The 15,244-nt window shown below is 61.2% G+C and carries 16 protein-coding genes; 9 read left to right on the forward strand and 7 right to left on the reverse strand.

Going from position 1 to position 15,244, the window contains the following annotated elements; all coding sequences use genetic code 11:
* Window positions 1-94 precede the first annotated feature (94 nt).
* Window positions 95-1,135 carry a DMT family transporter gene (locus tag SNL23_RS09255; protein ID WP_318302097.1) on the reverse strand — a complete coding sequence of 347 codons (1,041 nt, stop codon included), beginning with the start codon at window positions 1,133-1,135 and terminating at the stop codon, window positions 95-97.
* Window positions 1,136-1,280: 145 nt separating this feature from the next.
* On the opposite strand from SNL23_RS09255, the gene rimJ reads away from it, so the two are divergent.
* On the forward strand, window positions 1,281-1,835 hold the full coding sequence (gene rimJ, locus SNL23_RS09260) for a ribosomal protein S5-alanine N-acetyltransferase (RefSeq protein WP_318302098.1): 555 nt from the start codon (window positions 1,281-1,283) through the stop codon (window positions 1,833-1,835).
* On the opposite strand, the gene SNL23_RS09265 is transcribed toward rimJ, so the two are convergent.
* Entirely contained in the window at window positions 1,832-2,452 is a 621-nt protein-coding gene (locus SNL23_RS09265) for a hypothetical protein (RefSeq protein WP_318302099.1), read from the reverse strand. The genes rimJ and SNL23_RS09265 overlap by 4 nt on opposite strands.
* 185 nt (window positions 2,453-2,637) lie before the next feature.
* Between SNL23_RS09265 and fabI the strand changes: the two genes are divergently transcribed.
* The 4 genes from fabI (at window position 2,638) to SNL23_RS09285 (ending at window position 7,474) form a co-directional block, all read left to right on the forward strand.
* Window positions 2,638-3,432 (forward strand): enoyl-ACP reductase FabI, encoded by a 795-nt coding sequence (fabI, locus tag SNL23_RS09270; RefSeq protein WP_003217836.1) that lies wholly within the window; start codon window positions 2,638-2,640, stop codon window positions 3,430-3,432.
* Window positions 3,433-3,533: 101 nt separating this feature from the next.
* Window positions 3,534-4,049, forward strand: coding sequence for a sigma-70 family RNA polymerase sigma factor (locus SNL23_RS09275; RefSeq protein WP_318302100.1), 516 nt, complete (start codon window positions 3,534-3,536; stop codon window positions 4,047-4,049).
* The gene (locus tag SNL23_RS09280; protein WP_318302101.1) at window positions 4,046-4,990 is read left to right on the forward strand and encodes a FecR family protein; all 945 of its coding nucleotides are present in this window, start codon (window positions 4,046-4,048) and stop codon (window positions 4,988-4,990) included. Before SNL23_RS09275 ends, SNL23_RS09280 begins: the two co-directional genes overlap by 4 nt.
* Window positions 4,991-5,065: 75 nt before the next feature.
* Window positions 5,066-7,474: a TonB-dependent siderophore receptor gene (locus SNL23_RS09285; protein WP_318302102.1), complete on the forward strand. Its 2,409-nt coding sequence runs from the start codon at window positions 5,066-5,068 to the stop codon at window positions 7,472-7,474.
* Between the two features lie 42 nt (window positions 7,475-7,516).
* Here SNL23_RS09285 and SNL23_RS09290 read toward each other — a convergent pair whose 3' ends face one another.
* A complete protein-coding gene (locus tag SNL23_RS09290) occupies window positions 7,517-8,461 on the reverse strand; it encodes a bifunctional helix-turn-helix transcriptional regulator/GNAT family N-acetyltransferase (protein ID WP_318302103.1) in 945 nt (314 codons plus the stop codon).
* A gap of 139 nt (window positions 8,462-8,600) precedes the next feature.
* On the opposite strand from SNL23_RS09290, the gene ggt reads away from it, so the two are divergent.
* From ggt to SNL23_RS09305, 3 genes are all read left to right on the forward strand, one after another.
* Window positions 8,601-10,427, forward strand: coding sequence for a gamma-glutamyltransferase (gene ggt / locus SNL23_RS09295; protein WP_318302104.1), 1,827 nt, complete (start codon window positions 8,601-8,603; stop codon window positions 10,425-10,427).
* Window positions 10,428-10,450: 23 nt separating this feature from the next.
* Window positions 10,451-11,179, forward strand: coding sequence for a polyphenol oxidase family protein (locus SNL23_RS09300; RefSeq protein ID WP_318302105.1), 729 nt, complete (start codon window positions 10,451-10,453; stop codon window positions 11,177-11,179).
* 295 nt (window positions 11,180-11,474) lie between these two features.
* Window positions 11,475-11,630, forward strand: coding sequence for a hypothetical protein (locus SNL23_RS09305; RefSeq protein WP_256670912.1), 156 nt, complete (start codon window positions 11,475-11,477; stop codon window positions 11,628-11,630).
* On the opposite strand, the gene ddlA is transcribed toward SNL23_RS09305, so the two are convergent.
* From ddlA to SNL23_RS09325, 4 genes are read right to left on the reverse strand one after another with little or no spacing between them, the layout of a single operon-like run.
* Window positions 11,620-12,714, reverse strand: coding sequence for a D-alanine--D-alanine ligase (ddlA, locus tag SNL23_RS09310; RefSeq protein WP_318302106.1), 1,095 nt, complete (start codon window positions 12,712-12,714; stop codon window positions 11,620-11,622). The two genes, SNL23_RS09305 and ddlA, sit on opposite strands and share 11 nt — an antisense overlap.
* Before the next feature lie 43 nt (window positions 12,715-12,757).
* Window positions 12,758-13,396 carry a LysE family transporter gene (locus SNL23_RS09315; RefSeq protein WP_076014934.1) on the reverse strand — a complete coding sequence of 213 codons (639 nt, stop codon included), beginning with the start codon at window positions 13,394-13,396 and terminating at the stop codon, window positions 12,758-12,760.
* Between the two features lie 40 nt (window positions 13,397-13,436).
* Window positions 13,437-13,652: a helix-turn-helix domain-containing protein gene (locus SNL23_RS09320; protein ID WP_010177071.1), complete on the reverse strand. Its 216-nt coding sequence runs from the start codon at window positions 13,650-13,652 to the stop codon at window positions 13,437-13,439.
* A 7-nt stretch (window positions 13,653-13,659) separates the two neighbouring features.
* Entirely contained in the window at window positions 13,660-14,214 is a 555-nt protein-coding gene (locus tag SNL23_RS09325; protein ID WP_318302107.1) for a DUF2975 domain-containing protein, read from the reverse strand.
* 203 nt (window positions 14,215-14,417) lie between these two features.
* Between SNL23_RS09325 and SNL23_RS09330 the strand changes: the two genes are divergently transcribed.
* Window positions 14,418-15,221, forward strand: a complete 804-nt coding sequence (locus tag SNL23_RS09330; protein ID WP_076014932.1) for an AraC family transcriptional regulator — start codon at window positions 14,418-14,420, stop codon at window positions 15,219-15,221.
* Window positions 15,222-15,244 lie beyond the last annotated feature (23 nt).

The raw sequence follows: 15,244 nt of genomic DNA on the forward strand, positions 1-15,244 counted from the left end.
ACTGTGTCCACCTAGTACTAAAAACGGCTTACCGAAAGGTAGGCCGTTTTTTTATGCCTGAAGAAAAGTCCACGGCCCTACTGCCCTAGAGACGTCAGTGTCTATGCCGATGGTGCACATCGGGAAAATGCGCATGACTGTGCAGGATCGGTGCGTGCTCATGCGCATGACTATGTGGTTCGGTACCGTCCCACTCAAAGCCGTGCACATGCTGGTGGTGCTCGTCGTGTGTATGGCGATGGCCGTGTGTGAGGGGATCGTGCTGATGCTCGTGCGCATGATGTTCCATCAAATGAATCCACACTCCAATGGCCATCAAGGCGGCAGCGAGCAAGAACATCAGCGAGACCGACTCGCCCAGGATCAGGATCGAGATGACCGCGCCAAGGAAGGGAGCCGTGGAAAAATAGGCCCCGGTGCGCGCGCTGCCAAGCCCGCGCAGAGCGAGCACAAACAACACCAAACTCACGCCATACCCAAGCAGCCCAACCAGCATGATGGACCCCAGCGCGGCCACGGCTGGCAGTTGCGATCCGATGGCCAACGCCAAACAGCAATTGACCACCCCCGCCGCCAAGCCTTTGCTCCCGGCGATAAAAAGCGCGTCTGAGGCAGAGACCTTACGGGTCAGGCTATTGTCGATGGCCCAACAAAAACAGGCGAACGCCACGGCCAGCGGCCCCGTCCAATCATGAGCCGTCGCCGTGCCTTGCGGCCACGACAAAACGAGCCCGCCCAGAACAATGGCGATCATGCCGATCAGAATCCGGCGATCCGCGTTCTCTTTAAACACGACCCACGCCAGCACGGCCGTGAGCACTGACTCAAGATTGAGCATCAGCGATGCGGTGGCGCCCGCGGTACGGGTGAGGCCATACATGAGCGCCACAGGCGCAAGCACGCCCCCAAAGACGATGGCGCCCATCAACCATGGCCACTCTCCGGCTGCAAGCCCGGGCCGTTTCCAGCCGTGGTCGCGAGCAAACCGAACGATGGCCAAACCCAGGCCGCTGCCCAGATAGAGCAGCCCTGCCAACAGGATGGGCGGCGTATCCACCCCCAAGAGCTTGGCGAGCGGGGTGCTGGCGCCGAACAACGCCGCAGCAGCCAACGCGTAGAGAACGCTCACATTCATAATGGGTCGCCCTGTCAGGCTTATTGGATAAGGACGAGCATCATAGCTGTGCCCGGGTAAGAATTATGTGAACGCCAGCCTGGCTGGATTCTGTACGACTGAAGCGGCAGGATAGCCCGGCTGGCAAACCACAAGAAGGTGACGCATGACATTCCCCGCTACCGGCATCAGCACTGACCGCCTCTTAATGCTGGGCGCCCACCCTTCCCACGCTCGCGCCCTGCAAACGTACCTGCTGCAAAATCGCACCTTTCTGCAGCCGTGGGAGCCTTCGCGTGACGACGCCTTTTTTGAACTGGACGCCATCACCGAACGCCTCCAAGCCATGGCCGACAAAACCGCCAGCGGCGAAGCGTTGCACCTGCTGATATTCAGCCAGGACCAAATCATCGGTGCCTGCAACTTCAGCAACATCGTGCGCGGTGCGTTTCAGGCCTGTCACTTGGGTTATGCGCTGGCTGAATCCGCACAAGGCCAGGGCCTGATGCACGAAGCGCTGACGGTGGCGATTGCCCATGTGTTCGACGCCATGCAACTGCACCGAATCATGGCCAACTACCGCCCGGAGAATGAGCGCAGTGCGCGCCTGCTGGCTCGGTTGGGGTTTGAGCGGGAGGGTGAGGCGCGGGTGTATCTCAAGATCAACGGGGTTTGGGCAGACCATGTACTGACCGCCCTGATCAACCCCAAAGATATTTAAACAGCTGAGTCGCCGTGGGCAGCATCACTTGCGACACCCGGACAAGGATTCACCAACTCCGAATACTCAAACTCCGTAAAGTACGGAATCCTCGTCCCCGGAATCATCCCTCCGCCGTACTTCTTCTTCCCGCCCGGCCTGACTGCTTTTGCGCCAGCACCGATCAACAATGGCTGACCATTGGCCAACAAATAATCCACCATCTCCCGGTGCATCGTTCCATTCCAGTGTTTGTCTGCATCCAGCGGCAGCAACACAAAGTTGGAGTCCGCCGTAAACATGTTCAGCGCTTCCGCCGCTTCCCGTGAGGTGGCGGTATGGCCGCACAGCACTTCGGCGGTTTTCAGGCCATACGCAAGCACATGCCGGCCGCCCTCATACTTGCTCAGAATCAAGCCTTTGCGGGTCAGCACCGCTAACCCTTGCTCGGCATGGCAGATCGCCTCGTCGCCGTACTTCAGTTTGCAAAAATTGGTGTAGGAGATATCGATGATGTCACTGCCGGAAACCCCCAGGTCCTGCTCTATCTGAGCGCGAGCTTGAGGGGTTTGATACGGGATGCTGCAGCCACTCAGCAGGAGGGCGGTCACTACGGTAACCAGCGGTAAAGCACGCATGGAAGCTCCAGTCCTTGGCGGTGAGAATGTGGCTGCCGTAGTAAAGCGCAACCGGGGAAACCCAATATTGATAGCTTAATGCCGCCCCCCTGAAAAGTATCTCCCCGCGTACCTATGTGCCTCGTAATATTCCCCCGCCGTCGAAATCCCACCACTGCCGAACAACCTGAAAAAAGGAGCTACACATGGGTTTTCTCGCCGGAAAGCGCGTTTTGATCGTGGGAGTCGCCAGCAAATTGTCCATTGCCTCGGGCATTGCCGCCGCCATGCACCGTGAGGGCGCCGAGTTGGCCTTCACCTATCAGAACGAGAAATTGAAAGGCCGCGTGGAAGAGTTCGCCACCGGTTGGGGTTCCAGCCCGGCGCTGTGTTTCCCGTGTGATGTGGCCAGTGACGAGCAGATCGCCCAGGTGTTTGCCGAGCTGGGCAAGCAGTGGGATGGCCTGGACTGCATCGTGCATTCCGTGGGTTTCGCCCCGGGTGATCAGTTGGAAGGTGACTTCACCGACGCCACCACCCGCGAGGGTTTTCGCATCGCCCACGACATCAGCGCCTACAGCTTCGTGGCCCTGGCCAAGGCCGGTCGGGAGTTGATGAAGGGCCGCAATGGCAGCCTGTTGACCTTGTCTTACCTGGGCGCCGAACGCACCATGCCCAACTACAACGTGATGGGCATGGCCAAGGCTTCGCTGGAGGCTGGCGTGCGGTATCTGGCCGGCTCCCTCGGCCCGGAAGGCACGCGGGTTAACGCGGTGTCCGCCGGGCCGATTCGCACCCTCGCCGCTTCCGGCATCAAGAATTTCCGCAAGATGCTGGCCGCCAACGAGGCGCAAACGCCGCTGCGGCGTAACGTCACCATTGAAGAGGTCGGTAACGCCGGCGCCTTCCTGTGCTCGGACCTGGCGTCGGGTATCAGTGGGGAGATCATGTACGTGGACGGCGGTTTCAATACCACGGCCATGGGTAATCTCGACGAGTGACCCGCCACTGACACGAAAGCCCGCGCAATGCGGGCTTTCTATTGCAGCCCGAAGTTTGAAACAACTAGAATGGGATTAATTCTCACTTACGACTCTCTCTCATGAAGCTGTCTTCGCCCACCGACGCTCCTACGCTCGATGCGCTGTACCGCGGCTACCACGGCTGGTTGTTGACCTGGTTGCGGCGTCGCGTGCATTGCTCCCATCAGGCGGCCGACGTGGCGCAAGACACTTTCGTACGCTTGCTGGCATCGGGCACTTACGTCGCACCGGGTGAGCCACGGGCTTATCTGGCCACCATCGCCCGCCGGTTGCTGATGGACAGTGGCCGCCGCCGACGCGTGGAGCAGGCCTACCGCGAAGAGCTCGAACGCTGCGCCGCCTACCTTGAGCAAGCCCCATCGCCGGAGCAGATCCTGCAAGCCGCGCAAATGCTTGAAGCGATCGATCGGGCCTTGGCGCGCATGAACAAGCGGATACGCGACACCTTCATCCTGCGCTACCTCGAAGGCCTGGACCAGGCGCAAATTGCCCTGCGCCTTGGGGTCTCGGTGCGCACGGTACAGAACGACCTGGTGGAAGCCTTGCTGGCGTGCGATGCGTGCGCCCAGCCATGAACCAGCCTCTGCCCCACGCTGTGCTTCGCCAGGCTGCCGAATGGCTGGTGCGGCTGGATCACGAAGGCAACGACGCCAGCGAACAAGCATTTCGCGCCTGGCTGGCCGCCGACCCGCAGCACCCGCAAGCCATTGCCCGCCTTCAGGGCCACTTGCAGCCTCTTAAACAAGCCCCGGCCCGTGCCGCATTGCGCCGCGCCCGGCAGCCTCGCCACGCGGCAACGCTGGTCAAGTGTCTCGCCCTGGCCCTGCTGCTAGCGGGCGTGCCGGCGTACCAGTACGAGCAACGTGGCTATCTGTTCGCCGACCTGAGTACCGACCGTGGCGAATGGCATCAGACGCTGCTGGCCGACGGCAGTGACCTGGAACTGGAAGGCAACTCCGCCGTGAACCTGCACCTGGACGCTACCGAACGCCGCGTGCAACTGCTGCACGGCGAACTACTGGTGACGGTGGCCAAGGACGCCCAGCGGCCGTTTTATGTCGACACTCCGCAAGGCAGCATTCGCGCCCTGGGCACGCGCTTTATCGTCGAACTCAGCGACACAGCCACCGTGGTCAAGATGCTCGAATCTTCAACCCGCATCGACAGTGCCGGGCACACGATCACCCTCGCCCCCGGCCAGCAAGTGCGCCTGGATGCAAACGGGCCGGGCACGCCGAAAAGCGTCGACGTGCAGGCGCAGCAGCAAGCCTGGACGGCCCACCAGTTGCTGGCCAATGACGAGCCGCTGGCGGATGTGCTTGAGCGCCTGGCGCGGCATCGCCCGGGAGTGCTGATGTTCGATCGCAAGGCGCTGCAAGGCATTCGGGTGAGCGTGATGCTGCCGACGGACGACAGCGACCGCGCGTTGCGCCTGCTCACGCGCACCCTGCCGATTGAAGTCAGCACCTACACCCCGTGGCTTACCCGTGTGCGCTTGAAAGTACCGGCCGAATAATTTTTGCGCCTCGCTGCGTGTTTTCGGTTTTACCGCGTCCTTCCCTTGGCCAACATCCAAAGGAGCACCGATAACATGTCTTCAACCCCCACTCGCGGCGGCCTGTTACTGGCCAGTCGACTGTTGCTTGGCTGCCTGCCGCTGGCGGTGCCGGGCCTGACTTACGCGCAACAGCAGGTGCAGGCGTTCGACGTCGCGCCCGGCAAACTCGGTGATGTACTGACCCGCTTCGCCCAGGCCGCCGGTGTGCCGATTTCGTTCCTGTCGCAACAGGTGGCCGGGTTGAACAGCCCCGGTGTGCGCGGCAGCTACAGCGTGGCGGACGGGTTCGCGCAGGTGCTGGCCGGCACCGGTTTTGCCGCAGCCGGCAATGCCGATGGCTATCAGTTGGAAAGCCTGCCGGTAGCCAGCGGCGCGCTGTCGCTGGGCGCCACAGAGATCACTGCCAACCAGTTGGGCACCATCACGGAGGGCAGCGGTTCCTATACTCCGGGCACCATCGCCACCGCCACGCGCATGGTGCTGACCCCACGGGAAACCCCGCAGTCGATCACCGTGATCACGCGCCAGCATATGGATGACTTCGCGCTTACCTCAATCGATGACGTGATGCGCCATACGCCGGGCATCACCGTGTCGACCTTCGACAGCGAGCGCAATAACTACTACGCACGCGGCTTCTCGGTGGAGAACTTCCAGTACGACGGCATTCCTACCCTGCGCAACTCTGCCTACTCGTCCGGCCAGACCCTGACCGACATGGCGATCTATGACCGCGTGGAAATCCTCAAGGGCGCCACCGGCCTGCTGACCGGCGCTGGCGCCCCCGGTGCGACGATCAACCTGATCCGCAAAAAGCCCACCCGCGACTTCAAGGCCAGCGTGGAACTCGGCGCCGGCAGTTGGGACAACTATCGCTCCCAGATCGACGTGAGTGGCCCGCTGACCGACAGCGGCAACGTGCGTGGCCGTGCAGTGGCGGCGTACCAGGACAAGCACTCGTTCATGGACCACTACCAGCGCAACACCAATGTGTACTTCGGCACACTGGAAGCTGACCTGACCGAAGACACCCTGCTCACCGTCGGCTTCGATTACCAGAACAGTGACCCGCAGGGCTCGGGCTGGTCCGGTAGCCGGGCGTTGTTCGACCGCAGCGGCAACCGCATCGACGTGAAACGCTCCTATAACAACGGCGCCAAGTGGAGCCGTTGGGAGCAGTATTCCCGCAGCGCGTTTTCCACCCTGGAACACAACTTCGACAATGGCTGGGTGATCAAGGGCCAGTACACGCACCAACTCATGGGCTACGACGCGCCCCTGGGCTCGGTCATGAGTGGGCCGTTCCCCGCCACCGGCTTGTCTTCCCTGTACGCGAACAAGTTCACCGGCAATACCCGCGCCGACTCGGGCGATATCTACGCCAGCGGCCCATTCAGCCTGCTGGGCCGTACCCATGAACTGGTGATTGGCGCGTCAGCTTCGAACTCCCACTGGACCGGAAAGGACTACGGGGCCCCCACTTATGTGGGCAATAACCAGATCGATTTCTGGAATTTCGACGGCAATGTGCCGGAGCCAGACTGGGGCGCGCCGACCCGCACCATCGACGCCACCACCCGGCAATCCGCCGGCTACATGGCCGCACGTTTCAACCTCACGGACGACTTGAACCTGTTCCTCGGCAGCCGCGTGGCCAACTACAAATTGCGCGGCGACGACGACTCCACCGAGACCGGCAAGCTGGTGCCCTACGCCGGAGTCACCTACGACCTGAACGATAACTTCACCGCGTATGCCAGCTACACCGACATCTTCATGCCGTCGAGCTACAGCCGCTCCCGCAATAACAAATTGCTGGAACCGGATGAAGGCAAGAACTACGAGACCGGCCTCAAGGGCGAGTTCTTCGAGGGCCGGCTCAACACCAGCATGGCCTACTTCGAAGTGCATGAAACCAACCGCGCGGAGCCGGACGCCGAATACAACGCCGCGCCTACCAATCCGTCCCTGGGGTATGCCGAAAAAGGCATCAAGGCCAAGACAAAGGGCTTCGAGGCCGAGATGTCCGGCGAGCTGGCGCCGGGCTGGCAGGCCCAGGCCGGCTACACCCACAAGATCCTGCGGGATGAACATGGCGACAAGGCTTCGACCTGGGAGCCGGAGGACCAGCTCAGTTTCTTCACCTCGTACAAGCTCAAAGGCCCTTTGGACCGCCTGACCCTCGGCGGCGGCGCACGCTGGCAGAGCAGAAGCTGGCAAGTGGTGTACAACCGGCCCAAGGCGCAAAACGAAGAGTTCTCGCAGGAAGCGTATTGGGTGGTGGACGCGATGGCCAAGTACCAGGTCAGCGAACATCTTTCCGCGACGCTGAACGTCAACAACCTGTTCGACAAGCAGTACTACACCAACATCGGGTTCTATAACACGGCCTATTACGGCACCCCGCGCAATGTGATGCTCACCACGCGCTGGGACTTTTAACCCGCCAGGCGCCAGCGCCCCGTGGCATGGGGCGCTGTTGCGTCAAACAGCGTGCCGCACAAAACACTGCTCCACCACCGACTTGCCCCACTGCTGCCCGTCCTGCTCGGACTCCAGCACAAAGCCCGCGTTTTCATAGAGCTTGCGCGCCACATCCAGACCCTTGAACGTCCACAGCCGCACCGCCGGGAACCGGTGCCCGTCACAGAAATCCAGCGCCTCTTGCAACAGCCGTTTGCCCAAGCCCTGGCCGTGGGCCGACGGGTCCAGGATGAAGCAGCGCAAGATCGCCTCGCCGTTTTCGCCCTCGCCATCAATGGCAATCGAACCCACAATCTGCGCCCCATCCAGTACCGCCCACACTTCGTTGCGCGGGTTGGCCAGGCGTCCCATCAACTCGGCCATGTCCGCCGCCACCAGGCTTTCGAACGGTTGGCCAAAATTCGCATGCTTGGCGTAGTACTCCGCGTGCATCTGCGCGATGCGCCCAATCACTCCAGGCCGGTAGCCACGGGCAATGCTGTAGCGCTTTGGCTGCCGGACGCCGGTGCGTTGGGTTTGCAGGGCTGCGGCGTACTGATCAAGCCCGCGGCTGACGGCCTGCTGCTGTTCGCTGGACAAGTCACCAATCGACTCGCCCACCTGGCGCCGGGCAAACGTTTCGATGTCGCGTAACGTCTTCTGGCCTCGTGTGGTGAGCCGCAGTTTTTTCGAGCGAGCATCGTCCTCGTTGGCAAACTCTTCCAGCTCGCCCGCCTCGATCAGCTTGCGCACCATACGGCTCACCGAGGATTTTTCCAGGCCCAGCAAGGTGACCAGTTCAGCCGCCGTCAGTGCGCCACGCTCGCCGATTTCAACAATCGTGTGCACTGATGACGGTGGATAACGGCTGGCTGCCAACTTCGGCTGCATGAAGCCCAGCTCCCGCACTATAAGGCGCGACGCACAGCGGATCTGATCGATAAGGTCTGGCCTGGAACGGTTCACGGGGAAACCTCTTGCCCGAATGAAGAGAGATATAGTTGTACCGCACAACCAAATACAGATCAATCTCCCCTCTCCCAAAGCACTGAGGTACATTCCCTACACGGACAACAGATCATTCTCAAATGAACGGAGTCATCGCGTGTTTTCGATTTTCCACCGCCAACGCCTTACCACCCTCTCGCTGATCACCGCCGCCCTCACCCTCGCCGCCTGCCACAGCGCCACCGCGCCTGAACTGCCGCCCGCCCCGGAACTCGGTTCGGGCTATCGCACCGACATGAGCACCCGCCACGCCGAGCGCCATATGGCCGCCGCTGCCAACCCGCTGGCCGCCGAAGCCGGGCGGGAAATCCTGCGCAAGGGCGGCTCGGCCATCGACGCCGCGATTGCCATGCAGGCCGTGCTGACCCTGGTGGAGCCGCAGTCCTCCGGGATCGGCGGCGGCGCGTTCATCATGCTGTGGGACGGCAAGCAGGTGCACGCCTACGACGGTCGTGAAACCGCACCGGCGGGCGCTACCGAGCGGTTGTTCCTGAAGGCGGACGGTACGCCGATGGCCTTCCCCGATGCACAGATTGGCGGGCGTTCCGTGGCAACTCCGGGCGTGTTGCGCGCCCTGGAGATGGCCCACAAGAAGACCGGCCACCTGCAATGGGCGACGCTGTTCGAGCCGGCCATTCGCCTGGCTGAACAGGGCTTCCCGATCTCCACGCGCCTGCACAGCCTGATTGCCGCCGACCGCTATATCACCCGCTCGCCGGAAATGACCGCGTACTTTCTGAACGCCGACGGCAGCCCCAAGGCCACCGGCACACTGCTGAAAAACCCGGCGCTGGCCAACGTCTTCGAACGCATCGCCAAGGAAGGGCCGGACGCGCTGTACTACGGCCCGATTGCTGAAGAAATTACCCGCAAGGTGCAGGGCAACAGCAACGCCGGCAGCCTGACGCTGACCGACCTCAAAGGCTACAACGCGGTTGAGCGGGCGCCGTTGTGCACTGACTACAAGCGCTGGAAAGTCTGCGGCATGCCACCGCCGTCGTCGGGCGGGATTGCCATTGCGCAGATCCTCGGTACGTTGCAGGCCCTGGAAGCCCGCGACCCGCGCATGGCCCTCGCGCCGTTGAAGCCGGTGAAGAGCGACTCACCAGCAGGCCTGGAGCCGGTGCCCGAAGCGGTGCACCTGATCGCCGAGGCCGATCGCCTGGCCTACGCCGACCGCGCCCAATACGTGGCCGATTCGGACTACGTGCCGGTGCCGGTTGCCGGGCTGATCGCTCCGAACTATCTGGCCAGCCGCGCCGCGTTGATTGGTGAACGCAGCATGGGCGTCGCCAAGCCTGGCAAGCCGGCCGGGATTGAAGTGGCCTATGCGCCGGATCGCTCGCCGCTGCGCATTTCCACCTCGCAAGTGGTGGCAGTGGATGACGTAGGTGGCGCGGTATCGATGACCACTACGGTGGAAGCGGCGTTCGGTTCCCATGTGATGGTCCAGGGCTTTTTGCTGAATAACCAGATGACCGACTTCTCCTTCATTCCTGAAGAGAACGGCCAGCCGGTAGCCAACCGGATCGAGCCGGGCAAACGTCCGCGTTCGTCCATGGCGCCGACGTTGGTGTTTGATCGTCAGAGCGGCGAGTTGGTGGCCACGGTTGGTTCCCCGGGCGGATCGCAGATCATCGAATATGTGAGCAAGTCCCTGGTGGCCATGCTCGACTGGAACCTCGACCCGCAAGCCGCCGTCGGCCTGCCCAACTTCGGCAGCCGCAACGGCGCGACCGAGCTGGAAGCCGGGTTGTTCAGTGCACCGTTGAAACAGGCGCTGAAGGACAAAGGCCACGCCCTGAGCGAAATCGACATGACCAGCGGCGCCCAGGCGATCGTCCGGGTGCGCGATGCGCAGGGCAAAGCGTCGTTGATCGGCGGGGCTGATCCACGCCGTGAAGGCGAAGCGCTGGGGGATTGAGTTGACTCATTGGAGAGCTGCGCGTGCACAAGGCAAATAACCTCGGCGCCCTTGCTGGCGTCGATCATGGGTTTTGTTCGATTGACGATCCATTGCGGCCTGACGAGGTGTTTATCTGCAAACAGGTGCACAGCGCCACGACCCTTGAATGGCGCCCGGAGCTGGCAGCCAATACGGTTGAAGCCGATGGGGTTTTCAGCCGGGATACGCAGCCAATTGCGGTGATCACCGCCGACTGCCTGCCGCTGCTGATGGCCTCGGAGAACGGGGACTTTGTCGCGGCGATTCATGGCGGCTGGAAGGGACTGCAAGGCGGGATCATCGCCAATGCCATGCAACGGTTTACCGCCGAGGGTATGGCGCTGGATCAGTTGCAGATTGCGATTGGGCCTTCGATCAAGCCTTGTTGTTATGAGGTGAGTGGCGAGTTTGTAGCGCAGTTGCAGGCGAGTCAGGGGCATTTGTGGCGGGATGGGAATGCGCCTTGGACGTTTGAGCAGCCGGGGCCGCTGTTGACGCCACAGATTGCGCCGCCTGAGCCGAGGCAGGCGTCTAGTGCATGGTTCGATTTGAGCCAGTACGCACTGATTTTGCTGGAGGCTGCGGGGATAAAGCGTGAGCAGGTGGAGGTCAGTGAAGTGTGTACGTATTGCACCTCGCCGGCATTCGCGAGTTACCGCAGAAGGACCCATGACAGTACGGAAAGGAAGACGTTGTTGTATTCGTGGATCTCGCGAAAAACGCAACGATAAAGCGGCCGAATACAACCTCTCCGGCAACACCATATTTGTGGCGAGGGAGCTTGCTCCCGTTGGGGTGCGAAGCGCCCCCAGAATGAGATGATGCGTTTTTTCAGCAAGAGCACCAAACTCAGTTTCAGGGCTGCTGCGCAGCCCAACGGGAGCAAGCTCCCTCGCCACAATGAGATCTTACTCATGAAAAGGTATTTATCAGATTCCCAAACCAATCTTCGGCCGGTAACAAAGTTGGTCTTGCTGATCATGCAAATTGCGAAGATCCTTCGCAAAAAATCGAAGGCAGGCCCTCATGCCGCTCACCAAGCACCGACTTAAAAAACGCGACACCAAACGCAACATCGGCGAGGAATTACTCGCTGCAATTGTCGACATCAAAGCTGGCCGGTATGGGCAGGTACAGCATTCCAGCCCGCCCAGATCTAAATCCGTAAAAATCACCGGCTAATCTTCAACCCCTTACGCCCCGCATGCCGCTCCAGCGCCAGCTCGATCAACCGGCTCACCAGCTCGCTGTAGCTCATGCCAGCCGCCTGCCACAACTTCGGGTACATGCTGATGCGGGTGAACCCAGGCAACGAGTTGATTTCGTTGATCAGCACCTCGCCCTCATCCGTCAGAAACACATCCACCCGCGCCAGCCCGGCGCAGCCCAGGGTTTCAAACGCTTCGATGGCCAACGCACGAATGCGCTCGCTGGCTTCAACACTGATATCCGCCGGCACTACCACTTGGGCCGCCTGGTCATCGATGTATTTGCTGTCGTAGGAATAGAACCCGTCCCGCACCACGATCTCGCCACAACCGCTGGCGATGGGATTCTCGTTGCCCAACACGGCGCATTCGATTTCCCGGCCTTTTACCGCCGACTCCACCAGCACCTTTTCATCAAACCCGAGCGCCAGCTCTACAGCAGCGTGATATTCAGCCTCACTGGCCACCTTGCTCACACCCACGGACGAACCCTGGTTCGCCGGTTTCACGAACATCGGCAATCCGAGTTTCTGTTGGGCTTGGTCGAAGGTGGTACGCGCCGCATTCCTGCGGTTGAGGGTAATGAACGGCGTCACGGCAATCCCGGCATCGCGCAGCAGGCGTTTGCTGATGTCCTTATCCATGCACACGGCCGAACCCAGCACGTCGGAGCCGACAAACGGCAGGTCTGCCATGCGCAGCAGGCCTTGCAGGCAGCCGTCTTCGCCGAGGGTGCCGTGGACGATTGGAAAGATCACATCGACGTGTTCCAGTGAGGCCTGGCTGGCGGTTTCCACCAGTTGCTGGCTGGCCTTGCCCGGCACGACCGCCAGTTCACGATTGGATTGATTGAGGGCGATCAGCGCCGGGTTTTCTTCGTTGAGCAGGAAGCCCGAGGTGTCGTTGAGGTGCCAGTGGCCGGCCTTGTCGATGCCGATCAGGATCGGCTCGAAGCGCGAACGGTCCAGCGCATCGACGATGTTGCGCGCCGACTGCAGCGACACTTCGTGCTCGGCCGAACGGCCACCAAAAATAATCCCTACCCGCAGCTTGCTCATGATCGGCCTCACGTTTGAAATTAAGGCTTCTTACCATGAGCCGTCAGCGATTCGCTACCAGCGTGGCCCCGAACAGCACATAACAACCACCGGCAAACCGGTCCAGCCACTTGCGCGAGCGGCTGTAGACGTTGGCCATCCGCTCACTGGAAAACACCAGCGCCACGCAGGAATACCAGCTGAATGACAGCGTCGCCATGGTGATCACGGCCAGGGTCAGCAGCATCGGCGACGGTGATGGGGGCATGGTGGACGCAAAGATCGTCGCGACGAACAGCGCCGCCTTGGGGTTGGACAGGTTGCCCAATAAACCCAGGCGCCAGGCGGAAAACAGCGAGCGCCGAGGTTCGTCGGGCAACAGGTTCTGGGCCATGGCCGGTGCCGAGCGCCGGAACAGTTTCAACCCCAGGTAAATCAGGTAGCAGCCGCCAATGATCTTGAACGCCAGGTACAGCATCGGCGCTGCGGTAAACAATGACTTGATCCCCAAGCCGCCGGCCAGGCCCCACATCACGGTGCCGGTGGCCACGCCAGCGGACGCCACCACGCCATGGCGGCGCGAGCAGCTGGCGGCCAATTGCGCCGTGTTGAAGAAGTTCGGGCCGGGGGTGACGACCGCGACGGTCCAGAGCAAGGCTAGCGACAGAAGAGGCGCGGCGTACGGCAGGCTTGGGAAAAGCATCGGTTGATCCATCCTTCAGGGAATTAAAGATCCTTGCCGTTTACAGCTCAGGTTCGGGTTCATGCACCAGCAGGTCGCCCGGCTGACACTCCAGATATTTGCAGATTGCATCCAGGGTCGCCAGCCGTATGCCCTTGACCTTGCCTTGCTTGAGCAATGACAGGTTTTGTTCGGTGATACCAATGGCGGCGGCCAGGTCCTTGGACTTGACCTTGCGCCGGGCGAGCATAACGTCCAACTCAATCACAATAGACATGCTGTTCTCAAACAAACGTGCGGTTTTCAGAATCCACTTCACTGGCCTGCCACAGGATACGCGCGATCACCGAAATGCAGCCGGCGAGAAACAGCGCCACGATGCTGGGCGGAGTAAAACTCAAGGTGAGCAGCCGCTGGCCAACCGGCTCGTTCATCGTGACCCAGACACTGAGCAAGGGCTCACACAGAAAATCCAGCAACACCCACAGTGCCACGGCCCGGCCTACTTTACCCAAGTGCTGCGCGGCGGCGCAGGAAAAATACTCCCCACGAGCATAGTTCTGGAACAGCTGGCGCAAATGATTCAAACCGGACACCAGCGCCATCAAGGGAATGCTGGAGAGCAGGACGCCGCCCAGTGTCTGCCACCAAGGGAAAGCCGCCACCATCTCCGCCCGCCCCTCGATTTGTTTGCCACTCAAGGCGAAACCAAATCCGAACGAAGCGCTTTGTTGCGGGTAAAGCCACGCGGCGGTATTGAGCAGTAGTATGGCGACAATCAACAACAGGGTAAGCAGTGCCATGCGCTGGCTGAGCTGGGCAAGACGTTGGGAATTCATGGGTAAGCCTCTCAGAAATTTGAGGCGGAAAAATAGACGATTAATTATCGTAAAACAATCATTTTTTAATGATTAGCGATACCTGAACGCAAAACCGATACTGGCCCCCGAAATTTCAGCAATGGCACAATCGTTCAAGACCGCAGCAGACAGCCCGGTCACACTGGGGTAACGTATTTGCGTCCCGACCTGCGACTGACACCATGATCAAACCCTCTCTCGACTGGCTGCACCGCGCGCCCCACGCCAGTGGCCTGGAGCGTATCGAGGCGTATTTTGCCGGGTTTGGCTTCGACCCTCATCGCCACGACACCTACGCCATCGGCCGTACCCTGTTCGGTGTGCAGAGTTTTCACTATCGCGGCGGCATGACCCACAGCCTGCCGGGGCGGACCATGGTGATTCATCCCGATGAAGTGCATGACGGGTGGGCCGGCAGCGAGGAAGGTTTCAAATACCGGATGATTTACGTGGAGCCGGCGCTGATCCAGCAAGTGCTCGGTGGCAAGCCGCTGCCGTTCATCCCCGGCGGATTGTCCAGCGACCCGTGGCTGTACCGCGCCAGTGAAGTGTTGCTGCAAAGCCTGGATTGCCCGATTGATCCGTTGCAGGAACAGGACGCGATGTTCGACCTGGCCCAGGCGCTGAATAACGCGTCGGGCATCACGGTGAATCGCAAGACCTTCGACTACCGCGCCGCCGAGCGCGCGCGGGAGTTTATCCACAGCGCCCTGGGCCGGCCGATCACCCTCGATGAAATGGCGGAATACGCCAACCGCGACCGCTGGGCGTTGTCGCGGGATTTTCGGTTGTTGTTTGGCACCAGCCCCTATCGCTACCTGACCATGCGCCGCCTGGACCTGGTGCGCAGCTTGCTGGGCCAGGGCCAGTCACTGGTGGATGCGGCACTGACCGCCGGCTTTACCGACCAGAGCCACATGACCCGGCAATTCCGCAGCACCTTCGGCATGCCGCCGTCGCGCTGGGTGAAGATGCTCGGGCGCTGAAATCCCGCCTTGAAATGCGATCA

It is taken from the genome of Pseudomonas sp. SED1 (assembly GCF_034044025.1).
In the GTDB taxonomy this organism is placed as follows: Bacteria; Pseudomonadota; Gammaproteobacteria; order Pseudomonadales; family Pseudomonadaceae; genus Aquipseudomonas.

What these genes read in the sequence shown, in the direction of transcription:
- SNL23_RS09255 (WP_318302097.1), bottom strand. Translation starts at nt 1,135, where the DNA reads ATGAATGTGAGCGTTCTCTACGCGTTGGCTGCTGCGGCGTTGTTCGGC.
- rimJ (WP_318302098.1), top strand. Translation starts at nt 1,281, where the DNA reads ATGACATTCCCCGCTACCGGCATCAGCACTGACCGCCTCTTAATGCTG.
- SNL23_RS09265 (WP_318302099.1), bottom strand. Translation starts at nt 2,452, where the DNA reads ATGCGTGCTTTACCGCTGGTTACCGTAGTGACCGCCCTCCTGCTGAGT.
- fabI (WP_003217836.1), top strand. Translation starts at nt 2,638, where the DNA reads ATGGGTTTTCTCGCCGGAAAGCGCGTTTTGATCGTGGGAGTCGCCAGC.
- SNL23_RS09275 (WP_318302100.1), top strand. Translation starts at nt 3,534, where the DNA reads ATGAAGCTGTCTTCGCCCACCGACGCTCCTACGCTCGATGCGCTGTAC.
- SNL23_RS09280 (WP_318302101.1), top strand. Translation starts at nt 4,046, where the DNA reads ATGAACCAGCCTCTGCCCCACGCTGTGCTTCGCCAGGCTGCCGAATGG.
- SNL23_RS09285 (WP_318302102.1), top strand. Translation starts at nt 5,066, where the DNA reads ATGTCTTCAACCCCCACTCGCGGCGGCCTGTTACTGGCCAGTCGACTG.
- SNL23_RS09305 (WP_256670912.1), top strand. Translation starts at nt 11,475, where the DNA reads ATGCCGCTCACCAAGCACCGACTTAAAAAACGCGACACCAAACGCAAC.
- ddlA (WP_318302106.1), bottom strand. Translation starts at nt 12,714, where the DNA reads ATGAGCAAGCTGCGGGTAGGGATTATTTTTGGTGGCCGTTCGGCCGAG.
- SNL23_RS09315 (WP_076014934.1), bottom strand. Translation starts at nt 13,396, where the DNA reads ATGCTTTTCCCAAGCCTGCCGTACGCCGCGCCTCTTCTGTCGCTAGCC.
- SNL23_RS09320 (WP_010177071.1), bottom strand. Translation starts at nt 13,652, where the DNA reads ATGTCTATTGTGATTGAGTTGGACGTTATGCTCGCCCGGCGCAAGGTC.
- SNL23_RS09325 (WP_318302107.1), bottom strand. Translation starts at nt 14,214, where the DNA reads ATGAATTCCCAACGTCTTGCCCAGCTCAGCCAGCGCATGGCACTGCTT.
- SNL23_RS09330 (WP_076014932.1), top strand. Translation starts at nt 14,418, where the DNA reads ATGATCAAACCCTCTCTCGACTGGCTGCACCGCGCGCCCCACGCCAGT.